11 protein-coding genes are annotated in these 12,672 nt (G+C 65.2%); 10 read left to right on the top strand and 1 reads right to left on the bottom strand.

What is annotated here, in order from left to right:
* Window positions 1–425 precede the first annotated feature (425 nt).
* Together KRR38_RS15265 and KRR38_RS15260 are read left to right on the top strand one after the other, a co-directional pair.
* On the top strand, window positions 426–1,379 hold the full coding sequence (locus KRR38_RS15265) for an ArdC family protein (protein ID WP_254514822.1): 954 nt from the start codon (window positions 426–428) through the stop codon (window positions 1,377–1,379).
* Window positions 1,376–1,792, top strand: a complete 417-nt coding sequence (locus KRR38_RS15260) for a DUF2958 domain-containing protein (RefSeq protein WP_217402942.1) — start codon at window positions 1,376–1,378, stop codon at window positions 1,790–1,792. The genes KRR38_RS15265 and KRR38_RS15260 overlap by 4 nt, the downstream gene beginning before the upstream one ends.
* A 237-nt stretch (window positions 1,793–2,029) precedes the next feature.
* On the opposite strand, the gene ltrA is transcribed toward KRR38_RS15260, so the two are convergent.
* Complete coding sequence (gene ltrA, locus KRR38_RS15255) at window positions 2,030–3,562, bottom strand: group II intron reverse transcriptase/maturase (RefSeq protein WP_217402940.1); 1,533 nt, start codon at window positions 3,560–3,562, stop codon at window positions 2,030–2,032.
* 581 nt (window positions 3,563–4,143) lie between these two features.
* Here ltrA and KRR38_RS15250 point away from each other — a divergent pair.
* The 8 genes from KRR38_RS15250 (at window position 4,144) to rlxS (ending at window position 12,503) form a co-directional block, all read left to right on the top strand.
* A complete protein-coding gene (locus KRR38_RS15250; RefSeq protein ID WP_217402938.1) occupies window positions 4,144–5,973 on the top strand; it encodes a ParB/RepB/Spo0J family partition protein in 1,830 nt (609 codons plus the stop codon).
* A 207-nt stretch (window positions 5,974–6,180) separates the two neighbouring features.
* Window positions 6,181–6,723, top strand: coding sequence for a MucR family transcriptional regulator (locus tag KRR38_RS15245; protein WP_217402936.1), 543 nt, complete (start codon window positions 6,181–6,183; stop codon window positions 6,721–6,723).
* A gap of 111 nt (window positions 6,724–6,834) precedes the next feature.
* Window positions 6,835–7,149, top strand: coding sequence for a hypothetical protein (locus KRR38_RS15240; RefSeq protein WP_217402934.1), 315 nt, complete (start codon window positions 6,835–6,837; stop codon window positions 7,147–7,149).
* 125 nt (window positions 7,150–7,274) lie between these two features.
* Window positions 7,275–7,427, top strand: a complete 153-nt coding sequence (locus tag KRR38_RS15235) for a hypothetical protein (RefSeq protein WP_217402931.1) — start codon at window positions 7,275–7,277, stop codon at window positions 7,425–7,427.
* A 366-nt stretch (window positions 7,428–7,793) separates the two neighbouring features.
* Window positions 7,794–8,114, top strand: a complete 321-nt coding sequence (locus KRR38_RS15230; RefSeq protein ID WP_217402929.1) for a DUF736 family protein — start codon at window positions 7,794–7,796, stop codon at window positions 8,112–8,114.
* Window positions 8,115–8,464: 350 nt separating this feature from the next.
* Window positions 8,465–8,599: a hypothetical protein gene (locus KRR38_RS37060; RefSeq protein WP_256449463.1), complete on the top strand. Its 135-nt coding sequence runs from the start codon at window positions 8,465–8,467 to the stop codon at window positions 8,597–8,599.
* Between the two features lie 256 nt (window positions 8,600–8,855).
* A complete protein-coding gene (locus KRR38_RS15225; protein ID WP_254514821.1) occupies window positions 8,856–9,944 on the top strand; it encodes an IS110 family transposase in 1,089 nt (362 codons plus the stop codon).
* A gap of 591 nt (window positions 9,945–10,535) precedes the next feature.
* The gene (rlxS, locus tag KRR38_RS15220) at window positions 10,536–12,503 is read left to right on the top strand and encodes a relaxase/mobilization nuclease RlxS (RefSeq protein WP_217402925.1); all 1,968 of its coding nucleotides are present in this window, start codon (window positions 10,536–10,538) and stop codon (window positions 12,501–12,503) included.
* Window positions 12,504–12,672: the final 169 nt, after the last annotated feature.

Raw genomic sequence — 12,672 nt, 5'->3', positions numbered from 1 at the left:
CCGGAGAATCCGCTGCTGTTGAAGATTAGACGGAGGCTCGGCGCCTCGCGCCCTTGGCGCGATCGGGCTCTACTGCGCTAGGCTCGCATGCTCGCCAAGCTACGCCGGACCGCTCACGCGTTCCGGCCTGCGGTCACGATCCCATGGCGCTGGCCGGAGCCCAAGGCTCCGGCAGACGGACGCCGCCGGCTGCGCCGCCGGCGGCGTTGTTGGGGCCGGGCGCCGGCGCGCGGCGGGTGCGCGGCGCTCCCTTCTGGCCGCGCCCCGGCGTCCCGCAAGCCGGCTATTCGCCGGCTCCTTCACTCACGTTTCGATCCTTCGGATGCGGGCCGCCTTCCTGGGCGCGGCCGGCGGTCGCAGTCGCCGCCCACCCTCCGCTTTCCGGGGGAGGCCGATGGGCATTGGGGCGGCGTCAGGAGGACACCTTGCGCCAGACTTCAAGCCATCGTTCCAGCCGCAGGCCTTGCTCCGAGGAGGGCGCTTCGCGGGCCAGCCTCTACGACGAGGTGACGGGCCGCATCCTCGCGCAGCTTGCCGAAGGCCGCTTGCCATGGGTGCAGCCGTGGGGCCTGAGCGGAGCAACCCATGTTGGCCTGCCGCGCAACGCGCTGAGCCAGCGCCGCTATTCCGGGATCAATGTCCTGATCCTGTGGAGTGCGGTCATCGAGCGCGGCTATCCTTCGCAGGACTGGCTGACCTTCCGGCAGGCCCGCGAAGCGGGCGGCTGCGTCCGCAAGGGCGAGAGCGGTACCTGCGTCGTCTATGCCGACCGCTTCACGCCTGAGGCCGAGAAGGCGCGCGCGCTCGAGACGGGCGGAGATGCGAAGGCCGTGCCCTTCCTCAAGCGCTTCACCCTGTTCAACGTCGCCCAATGCGATGCCCTTCCCGATCGCCTCATCGCTGCGCCGTCGCCGCTGCCCGAACGCGAGATCGTGCCGGTCGGTGAGGCGCTGATCGCCGCCTCGGGCATCGATTTCCGCATCGGCGGGGACAAGGCGTTCTATTCGCCGCCCGGCGACTTCGTGAAGGTGCCGCCACAGCCGCTGTTCCATGTGCCGATCAACTATTACCGCACGGCGCTCCACGAACTAACTCACGCGACGGGACACGGCTCGCGGCTCGCACGGTGCCTCTCCGACCCGTTCGGCTCGCCGGGCTATGCGCGCGAGGAACTCGTCGCCGAAATGGGCTCGGCCTTCCTTTGCGCCGCGCTCGGGATCGTGCCCACGGTCCGGCATGCCGACTATATCGGCGCTTGGTTCGAGGTGCTTAGCGAGGACAACCGCGCGATCTTCCGGGCGGCCAGCCAAGCGAGCAAGGCCGCCGATTGGCTGCTCGCGCGGCACGAGGCGGTGCAAGATACGGGGAGCGCGGCATGATCATGCTCCCTCCCAAGCTGCGCACTGCGCTGCGCTTCAACCACTTCGCCCGCTTTCAGGCGCTGCGCGAGGATCGCGCTGAGCCCGATCCGGTCCCGGTTATCAAGCTGTTCAATCCTATCGGCGCGGCGACATGGATCGTGACGGAACTTGGGCCTGATGGCGATACCCTGTTCGGGCTTGCCGACCTCGGTTTCGGGTGCCCGGAACTTGGCTCGTTCAGCCTGTCGGAGATCGGTAGCGTTCGCTTGCCCTTCGGACTCGGCATCGAGCGTGACGCGCTGTTCAAGAGCGACAAACGGCTCTCGGTCTGGACCGAAGCGGCGCGCCGCAACGGATCAATCTTCCTCGCAGAATTCGAATTCCGCCGCGACGCGGCGACCCAGCTTTCGCGCAAGAATCTGCGCGAATGACGCGGGCGGCCGTTCGCCGTCCATCAAAAGCCGGTCCGCCCCGGTTTGGAACAAGGCGGACCGGTGCCATTCGAAGGAGAGTAGGGATGGAGCGCCATACCCCTTCGCAGAGGCTGGTTTCGCCATCCCTCTCGCCGAACCGGACGTGCAATTTTCACTGCATCCGGCTCTCCACGCGTGACCGAGGCCACGGGTGTCTGTCAGGCTACGGCAAGCTGCCGCATCATCGGCCAGAAGTCACGGCGGTCTCCCGTCCATGCCTCGTCGATGATGTCCCAACCGTTGGTGATCTTGGTGCCCCGGAACGGGTAGGGGGAGGTGCCCCCCCTCACTGAACCGGCGCAGCCGCGCCGTTCCCTCTGTCCAACGCAGCGGCCCCCCGGGCGCTCTTCGGTAGAAGCGCCGGAAGATCGTTCGCCGGGTTTTCGGGTGTTTCTTGCGCAGCCATCGATAGATGCGCTCCCAAAGCCAGTGGTCCAGTTTGCTGAACTCACGGCATGCTCGCATGGCGTGACGATAGTAGGTTCGCCACCCCAGTATGAGCGGGTTGAGGTTGTCGATGATGGCGGACAGCGCGAGCAGAAGGCTCGGCCTCTTGGTCCGCGCCTTGATCGTATCGCGCAGACGCTGCAGCCTGCTCAGTGGAATGAGCAGTTTGCAGACGAACCGCCCGGATCGGGGGGATCGCTTCTTCACGATCCGATAGCCGAGAAAGTCGAAGCCCTTTCGGATATCGGTGATCAAGGTTTTCTCAGGCGACAATTCAAGGCGCAATTCCTCGCGGAGGAACCTTGCCAGCGCTTCCTTCTCGGCTTCTGCCGCCGCTCTTGGTCCCGACACGAGAACGACGAAGTCGTCCGCATATCGCACGATGTAGAAGGTGGCCTTGCCGCTATTGTAATCGCGACCGCGACGCTGGGTCGCGCTGGTCACCGTCTCGTATGGACCCGGCGTCCACCGCCTGTATCGCTCGTCGATCGCTGTCAGGACGATGTTCGACAGCAGCGGCGATATGATGCCGCCCTGCGGAGTTCCCGCGACTGGGTGGCGAACGGTGGTCTCGACCATGATCCCTGCCCTCAGGAAGGCGAGCACGAGCCGCAGGATCTTGCGATCCCTTATGCGGCGTCGCACCCGCTCCATCAGCCGGTGGTGGTCGATGTTGTCGAAGCATCCTTTGATATCGCCTTCGATCACGTAGGTGATCCGCGAGTTACACCAGCGGTTCGGGTTAACCTGCCGCTGGATCATCGCGATGGCGTCGTGGGTGCTGCGACGACGTCGGAAGCCGAACGAGGTCGGATAGAAGTCCGCCTCGAAGATCGGCTCCAGAACAAGCTTCAAAGCCATCTGTACCAAGCGGTCTTTCAGCGTAGGAATGCCCAGCGGTCGGACCTGACCCGGCTTTCCCGCTTTGGGGATAAGCCGCTGCCGCACAGGCTGAGGCCTGTAAGTTCCTGCGCGAAGCTCCGCCTCGATCTCGTCGAGAAAGCGCTCCACGCCGCCGGTACGCTGTTCGACCTGTATCCGCCCCATGCCGTCTGTGCCGGGCGTCCTGCTGCCCCTGTTACGGGCCATCTTGCGCCAAGCGTAGCCGAGCGTGCGGCGGTCACTCACCAGATTGAACAAGTCCCCAAACGTCTTGTCCGGGGCTGCCTGACTCCACCGATACAGCTTGCACTGCATGTCGAGGATGAACTCGGTATTCACCGGGCCGGGCTGACGCCCACCTCCTGCCGGCTCGCTGTATCCGCTGCCCCCCTTCGCCATGTGAACGGCTTTCCCGTTCTCGGACTACTACGAGGGCTCCGTCCCACGTCACCGCGATCATCGGTCGCTTCGATCATCTCCGTGAGAGATGCGGCAACGTGGTTCTTGGGTTCCGCAACTGACCTTTCACTTGCTTTAGGGACCGACTTTACCCCGTGTGACAACTGGCCTGCGACCACCACAGTCTTAGTCGCAAGCTGGCGCGCGGATGACCGCGCTCCCCTGGGCCGCTTCACCTACAGCCAGCCCGGCGCATCACTGGCCCGAAGGCCATGCCGCCCACATCCGCATCGGCGACATTCATGTTCCAACGAGGCGTCAACCATCGGTTCGATTCCTCTTCCCTTGGCAAGTTCGCTCGCCGGGTCGCTTCAGATCGCGGAAGTTCTCCTGTCCCCGGCTTTGACGGGTTCTGCTCATTTACGGCTCGCCGGAAGCACCCGGTTCACCTCACCCGTCTGCTTTTCCCCCCGCGCTGCGTCGCGTTGGGCGCGAGGTCCTCCCCCCTCGCAAGGTCATTCGCAGCATTTAATGATCAGAATTTCTCCTTTCTTTTCAAACCCAACGCACAGGCAACGACCATGGAACTCCAATTCATCGACCTTGGCAAGCTGTCGGTCAGCAAAGCCAACATGCGCTATGCCAAAAAGGCACCCGACGTTTCCGACATCCTGCCGACCGTGCGCGCACGCGGCGTGATCATGCCCTTGATCGTCAGGCCCAGCGGCGAAGCGGGCGCCTTCGAAATAGTCGCGGGCGCGCGGCGCTTTCATGCCGCGCTGATCGTCGCCGAGGAGCGGCGGGGCGCAGAAGGCGAGGGCGGGCGGGAGATCGAACCCTTGCCCTGCGCGATCATCGCGCCCGGCGACGATGCCGCTGCCATCGAAGTCTCGCTGATCGAGAACATTGCCCGGCTCGATCCCGACGAGGTGACGCAGTGGGAATGCTTCACCCGGCTCGTCAGGGAAGGGCGCGATCCCGCCGACATCGCGGCGACCTTCGGGCTTCCTGATCTCGCGGTCAAACGCGTGCTCGCGCTCGGCAATCTTCTGCCCCGCGTGCGCAGCCTTTACCGCGACGGCGAGATCGATCGCGCTACCGTTCGTCATCTGACCATGGCGAGCAAAAAGCAGCAGCAGGCATGGCTGGAGCTCCACAACGACCCGCAGGCCTATTGTCCGACCGGGCACCAGCTCAAGTCCTGGCTGCTGGGCGGTCAGACGGTCCCGGTTCGCCATGCCCTGTTCGAGACGGCTGGTATGGGCGGCATTGTTGCCGACCTCTTCGGCGAAGACGCCTATTTTGCCGATGCCGATGCCTTCTGGGCCTTGCAGAATGCCGCCATCGAAACGAAGCGCGCGGGCTACATCGAAGCGGGCTGGTCCGATGTCGTCGTCGTCCCGCCGAGCGATCATTTCCACTCGTGGGAGCACGAGAAGGCGGGCAAGCGCAAGGGCGGGCGTGTCTATCTCGACGTGCGCGCGAACGGTGAGGTGATCGTCCACGAGGGTTACGTCACGCGGCTCGAAGCGCGGCGGATCGACAAGGGCTTGGGCCTAGAAAGCGGGGCCAAGCCTTCGCGCGGCGAAGTGACAAGCACGCTCGGCACCTACATCGATCTCCACCGGCACGCCGCGTGCCGTGCCGCGCTGCTCGGCCACCCCGGCCTCGCGCTACGGCTCATGGTCGCGCACGCCATCGCCGGCTCGCCGCTCTGGACCGTGCGGATCGAACCGCAAAGTGCCAAGACCGATGCGGTGCGCGAAAGCGTCGAGCTCTCTGCAGGCGAAGCCCTGTTCGACCATGCCCGGCTCAAAGTCCTGCGCCTGCTCCGACAATCGGAAGAAGAACCCACCGCCGCGGGCGGTAACGGCGACCCCTTTGGCCTTGTCGGCATATTCCTGCGGCTGGTGCCTCTGACGGACACCGAAGTCTTCGACATCGCTGCCGTCGCAATGGGCGAGACCCTGATGGCAGGCAGCGCTGCCGTGGATGCGGTCGGCAGCGAAATCGGGCTCGACATGGCAGACTATTGGCAGGCCGACGATGCGTTCTTCGACCTCTTGCGCGACCGCGAAGTGCTCGGCGCGCTGGTCGGCGAAGTCGCGGGTCCGCTTGTCGCCGAGGCCAACGCCCCGGAGAAGGGCAAGACCTTGAAGCAAATCGTTCGCGATCATCTCGAAGGCGTCGGTGGGCGGACGAAGGTCGAGGGCTGGGTACCCAGATGGATGGCATTCCCGCCCACCGCCTATACCCAGCGCGGCGGCGTCGGCAGCGTCGGTGCTCACGCTTTGGTCATGGCGGCACGTGCATCGCTTGAACCGGACACGCGCCCTGACGATGACGGAACGCTGACCGCTCAAGTACCGCAAGTAACGGAGCCGGACGAGACCCATCCGCTCGCGGCATGACTGGGCAGAGGCAGGCGGCAGCCTCGCAGTCGCCTGCCTCTGTCTTCAAAAGTCGAGCCGCGCCGCTCGGCCCAAGGGCCTCGCGGCGTGGCTTTTCCATTTCGAGATCGGTAGATTTGTGTCGTGTGGTTACAAATTACTCAGAGCGATTGACGCCAGAGGATTTGTAAGTAGAGGCCGATATATCCAAAATGGAGATATCAAGTTATGGCCGAGGAAACGACTGGAACCGATCTTCTCGAGCTCGCCACCGAACTGACAATGGCGTGGCTGTCCAATCCCAATACCCGGGTGGCAGCCGAAGAGGTTCCCACTTTCCTGCAGTCCATGCACAGTGCGGTCACGAACCTGGCGGCGCCGCAGGCCTCGCCCGAAGCTGCTCCGGCGGCCGAATATACCCCGGCAGTCACAGCCCGCCGTTCGCTTGCTTCACCAGACCACATCATCTCGCTGATCGACGGCAAGCCCTACAAGACGCTTAAGCGCCACCTGTCGGGTCATGGCCTGACCCCCGCCGAATATCGCGAGCGCTATGGTCTGAAGCCCGATTATCCGATGGTTGCGGCAAGCTATGCTGAAATGCGCCGCGGCCTCGCCAAGAAGATCGGCCTCGGCCGCAAGCCCGGAGCCAAGGTAAAGCCGTCAGCCGCCAAGTCTGCAGCGAAGCCAGCAGCGGCGAAGCCGGCTGCCAAGCCCAAGGCGCCGCGGGCTTCGAAGGCGGTGGCTTCGGAGACCGCACCCGAGTCCTGAGGCCAGACCTGAAGGGAGAAATCCTGAGGGTCGGCCGGCGCTGCGGCTCGCCATGGAAGCGTGTTTCTGGTAGAACGAATTCGTGGGGGGCAACTGCGAAGGTATTTGTTCGTGTTCGCCGTGCTGCTTCTGACATCGGCTCTTGCTCTGCCTGAAGCCACGCCGGCTCAAGTTGCTGACCGTATCGCCGACGCGCAGGCGAGCTACCGCGACTGCATCGCCGATACGATAGCTGCGCGGCCCCAAGACGAGGGCAACGACCTGGCGCTCTCGGCGGCCCTCGAACGGTGCCGCGATGCCGAGATCGCATTGCGCACACAGACCAAGATGGCGCCCGACGCGACCACGGCGGACACGCTGGCGATTGTCGTCGATACCCGGATGGACGGCGTCGAGACGGGTCTCCGGCGGCGCCAAACCCAATGATCGGCTAGCCAGGGGGCTTTCGTCGCTTGCCGACTTGTCGGAACGCGGCCGCGAAGTTGGGCTCGGCCGGTTGACAAAAGCCGGCCAGGCAGGACATCGCGCTGGCCGCGAGGCGTGGGGGTGACATGGCATACCGGATCAGCGGGCTCGACCGCAAACATGACGAACAGCTCTGGGTCGTCGAGGCTGCAGACCAGATGACGGCTGCGCATATCGCCGAGCTTTTCCGCAAGGAAGGCTACGAGAAAGTCAAAGTCGAGCAGCTGCCGGCTGTTTGATCGCGGCCGCGCTTGGCGCGGGTTCCTGGCGCATCCCGGCAGCGCTTCATCGTGACTTGACCGGCGTTTTCTGGCCCTGCCTGGCATCGACGTGCGGGCCAGTATCTCCCCTATCGGCAATTCCGATCCATTCCGGCGCGGGCCCTGACCTGGAACGGCAGCCGCCCGGCGAAACCATCGCGCGCGGACTGATTTCCCCACCGGGCTGCGCCCGGCTCCTCGCGGCCGCTTCGCTTCAAATCAGCTCGCCGCTCCGGTCCTCCGCTCACGCTGTGGCCTGCGGTTCGCCGGTTCGTCTCTCGCCGTCCCTTGCGGTCGGCCATCGCCCGGAACTGGTTCGGGCGATCTTGAGACAGGAGAGATCCAATGCCCGCAATCGGTTATGTGCAGCGCCTCAGTGACGGCAGCTTCAAGGGTTCGATCCGCACGCTTTCGGTAAGTGCCGAGATCGCAATCATCCCCAACCGCGGCAAGATGGGCGAGCAGCCCGACTACCGCATCCTCTCCGGCGGCGTCGAACTCGGCGGCGGCTGGATCCGCACCGGCGAGGTCTCGGGTCGCGAATATATCCGCCTCGCGATGTCGGCGCCGGAACTGGGCGCCCGCACGCTCTACGCCAATCTCGGCCGCGCCGCGGGACAGGACGATGACGACACCCTCGCCATCATCTGGAACCCTGGCGAGTAAAGTCGCTCGATCCTGGAAGCCCCGTGCCGATCGTTCGCGCGGGGCTTTTGCCTTTCCGGATCCGGTCTTGAGTCTGTCGAATTCTGGCATCGATGCGACGCGGGACCTAATATTTGGAAGGGTTTCTGCTCCGGTCCGCCCAGTATCCGGCGCTGCACGGCCCGCCTCAAGGACGACAGGGTCCCACCATTTTTGCCGGGCGTCGCAGGTCTTGCGCGCCTTCTGCAGCGCAGCTCGCCCGGCAAAAATCGTTACCCCTGTCGCCGCTTCGCGGTCGCTGACGCGATCCTTGACCCGACCCGCGCAGCGCCGGGTTCGCCTCCTGTCGTCACGACAATCAGGAGATGATCATGGCCATCGAACAAGAGATTGAAGAGCTTCGCCGCGAACTTTCAGCCTGCGATGATGCTGCCGAACGCGCGCAAATCGAAGCAGAATTGGCACTGGCTAAGGCGCGATTGGCAGCGCAACAAGACGCAGCCTGAACAGCACCCGAGGCTTCCGGGCGGCGCAACCTTTGCGTCGCTCGGGAGCCCTTTTTGCGTGCTGGCTGGGAGTGCCGGTCTCGGGAAGGAGGGCGGGCGACAGGGGCGGGAAGGGGTAGGGGGCGGAATTGCCGAGGTAATTGGGCATGACGAGTTGATCGCACTTTTGGTGCCGCGATCGGACAAAACCGCGTGCCCGCCGGCCCGCCGAAGCGCATCACGGGCGCGGGCAACAGGGCGGGGCGGGAGAACGCGCATGGACTGTTTTGCCGGACTGGATGTGTCGATCGACGAGACCGCGATCTGTGTGGTCGATGAGGCGGGAAAGGTCATGATGACGGCGTCGGTGCCGAGCGATCCGCAGGCGATCGCGGCGGCGCTCGCGCCCTATGGCAAGCAGCTCAAACGGGTTGGCCATGAGGCCGGCGCGCTGTCGCCGTGGCTGCATCCGGGCCTGATCCAGCTGGGGATCGCGGCGGTGTGCCTGGAAACCCGCCACGTGCGCTCCGCGCTGGCCGCGCAGCGCAACAAGACCGACGCCGCGGACGCCCTGGGCATCGCCCATATCATGCGCACGGGCTGGTTCCGCGCCGCGCATATCAAGACCGAAGCCTGTTATCGGATGCGGTTGCTGCTCGTCCAGCGGCGCAATCTCAAGCGCAAGTTCCTCGATCTCGAGAACACGATCCGGCACTCGCTCAAGGCCTTTGGCATCAAGCTCGGGGCGATCGGGCGCGGCAAGTTCGATGCCGCGGTCCGCAAGGCGGTCGAAAGCGATGCGCTCTCGGCCAGGCTCATGGATTGCATGCTCTGTGCCCGCGCGGCGCTGTGGACCGAATACGTGAAGCTGCACAAGCTGGTGCTCCAGATCGTCGCGCGGGACGAGCTCTGCCGGCGCTTTCTGGTGATACCCGGTGTCGGCCCGGTCACCGCGCTGACCTTTGCCACGGCGATCGACGATCCGCACCGCTTCCGGCGTTCGCGCGACGTTGCCGCCTACTTCGGCCTGACCTCCCGGCGCTGGCAGTCGGGCACCTCGATCGACGTCAAAGGCCGCATCAGCAAGGCCGGCGATCCTGACGTCCGGCGGGCGCTCTACAGCGCCGCGCATGTCATGCTGACCCGCTACAAGCGCCCCGATCGGCTCAAGGAATGGGGTGATCGGCTCATGAAAACCAAGTGCCGGGCCAAGGCCAGCGTCGCCGTCGCGCGCAAGCTGGCGGTGATCATGCACGCCATGTGGAAGGATGGCACCGCCTATCATGGCGCGCCCGTGGACGTCTCGCCGCGCGCTGGCGGCAAGCTCTATTTCCACGAAGCGCAGCGGATGGACGCCGCCGCATGACGCCCCAATCCGCCCTTCAACCGCCCACCACGAACTGAGGAGATCCGCGCGCAGCGGATGAGGACTGGTGCAGATTTACCGATCGGGAAGCACGATATCTTGCCTGTGGCCGCCGGTCTTCGGGCCGTCGCACCACGCCGAAATGCCTGTGATGTTGCCCCGATACTGCGATGTCGACATGCATCGCGGAGGCCTTCGCGCCGCGCGCATGCGGCCTCTCATGCCTTCGCTGAATGCGGACGAGTGCACTGCGCACCAGCCCTTTATTGCTGCGATGCGGGTCCGCCCGGGCCGGACCGCGTCCGGCCACGATCCGCCCGATGAAAAGGAGAAGCATCATGACGACGACCTGGGATGATTGCCCAATTACGAGAGCAAGATAGAAGCAATATCTCGCGATATTGTAACTCACTGTCTGCACATCCTTTTCTGGGCTCTTCTACGAGACGGCTCATTCCGCCGCGAGACATGAGCCCCGAGAGCCGCAGGAATCGGGGGCTCCCGCAGACTTTTTACGAGACTCCTTGAAGACGCCCGCCGCGCGCCCACGTTTTGCGCCATGTTCCGCATTTCCGGACGGGGAGGTGCCGCGTGGACGGCGACGATTTCGAGCCAAGGCTGGGCCGGATCGGCAAGGGCGGCAGGGCGCCGCGCTACCTGAACCAGGTCATGCGGGCTGCGTCTCTTGCAGGAAGGAAGACCGCGGCGAGCGGCCGGCGCTTCAACGGAAGCCGGATCGGCCGCGGCGCGAGCATCGCGCGCGCCATCGCATCGGGCGATCCGCACGCCGCGTTCCGGGCGCGCCGCGTCATCGTCAAGACGCGGCTCGTGAAGCTTGCCGGCAAGGGCATCGGCGGGGCGACGGCGCACTTGCGCTATATCCAGCGCGACGGCGTGACGCGTGAGGGCGAGCCGGGCGAACTCTATTCAGCGGATCGGGACGTCGCTGACGGCAAGGACTTCCTCGCGCGCTCGTCGCAGGATCGCCACCAGTTCCGGTTCATCGTCTCGCCCGAGGACGGCGACCAGTACGCGGATCTCAAGCCCTACGTGCGCCGGCTCATGGCGCAGATGGAACAGGACCTTGGCACCCGGCTCGAATGGGTCGCGACCGACCACTACAACACCGGCCATCCGCACAGCCACGTCATGCTGCGCGGACGGGACGAGCGTGGCGGGGATCTTGTCATCGCGCCCGAATACATCAGCCATGGCCTGCGCGAGCGTGCCTCGCGGATCGCGACGCTCGACCTCGGCCCCCGGACCGATCTCGAAATCCAGGAGCAGCAGCGCGGCGATATCGGCGCCGAGCGCCTTACTGCGATCGACCGTGCATTGATCGCGGGCATGGACACCGATCGCAGGGTCGAGGCTGGCGACCCAGATTCCTTCCAGCAAACGCTCAAAGCCGGGCGATTGCAGAAGCTCGCGCGTATGGGTCTGGCGGAGCCAATCGGTGCCGGCAGCTGGCAGCTCGCCGATAATCTCGAAGCGACGCTGCGCGAGATCGGCGAGCGCGGCGACATTATCCGCACGATGCAGCGCGAGCTTTCGGCGCGATCGCTCGAACGGGCGGCAGCCGACCGCGTTATCTTCGACGGCTCGGCGCCGGCTGCAGCGCCGGTCATTGGCCGCGTAGTCATGCGCGGCCTTGCCGACGAATACCGCGACACGCATTACCTGATGATCGACGGTGTCGACGGTCGCACGCATTACGTCGCGATCGGCCGCGGCGACGGCCATGAGCCGATACCGCCGGCAAGCGTCGTGCGGGTGGAAGCGCGCGTGGCGCAGGTCCGCGAGGTCGATCGCACGATCGCGGTGGTCGCTGCCGCTAGCTACGGAAAGTACTCGCCGTCCGCGCATCAGCTTCATGACCCGCGCGCATCGGACGAGTTCATCGCAACGCACGTGAGGCGCCTCGAGGCGATGCGCCGATTGATGCGCGAGCCCGAGCGCGACGAGGCTGGGGCCTGGACGATCTCTTCCGACCATCTCGACAAGGCGGCGGCCTACGAGGCGCTGCAGCTTCGCGATCGGCCGGTCACGGTCGAAGTGCTTTCGGCGATACCGATCGAACGCCTGCCGAGCGCCGACGGGGCGACCTGGCTCGACCGCGAGATTGTGAGCGGCATGCCGACACCGCTTCGCGATGCCGGGTTTGGCAAGGAGGTCGGTGCCGCGCAGGCCGCCCGGCGCCAATGGCTGATCGCCGAGCAACTGGCTCAGGAAGAGAACGGGCAGGTGGTCTATCGCTCGAACCTTCTCGCCGAACTACGCCGCCGCGAGGTGCTGGCCCGTGCCGGCAGTCTTTCAACCGAGCTTGGGCTACCGTTTGCCGAGGCCTCGCCTGGCGAAAGGATCGAAGGCCGCTTTGTGCGGCGCGTCGATCTGACGAGCGGGCGCTTCGCGCTCATCGAGCGCAGTCGCGATTTCACGCTCGTACCTTGGCGGTCGGTGCTCGAGCGCCAGATCGGCAAGCAAGTATCGGGCATCATGCGCGAGACCGGGCCGAGTTGGACGATCGGCCGTCAGCGCAGTGGGCCGACAATCTCCTGAAGCGAACGTTTTTGCCCCGAGCGACTCGCGATGTTGGTCGGATATGGCCGCGGCGCCGAATCCAACATAGTTCGCAAAATGGCTGCCGTGAGATGCCAGAAACGTGCCTGCAGACCCCAGACAGGCCCTAACGCTGACTCGTATCTGGTGCGAAAATCTCTGGACCAGG

The sequence above is a fragment of the Novosphingobium sp. G106 genome (genome assembly GCF_019075875.1).
Classification (GTDB): Bacteria; Pseudomonadota; Alphaproteobacteria; order Sphingomonadales; family Sphingomonadaceae; genus Novosphingobium.
This window is presented reverse-complemented; position numbering and strand designations above follow the sequence as displayed.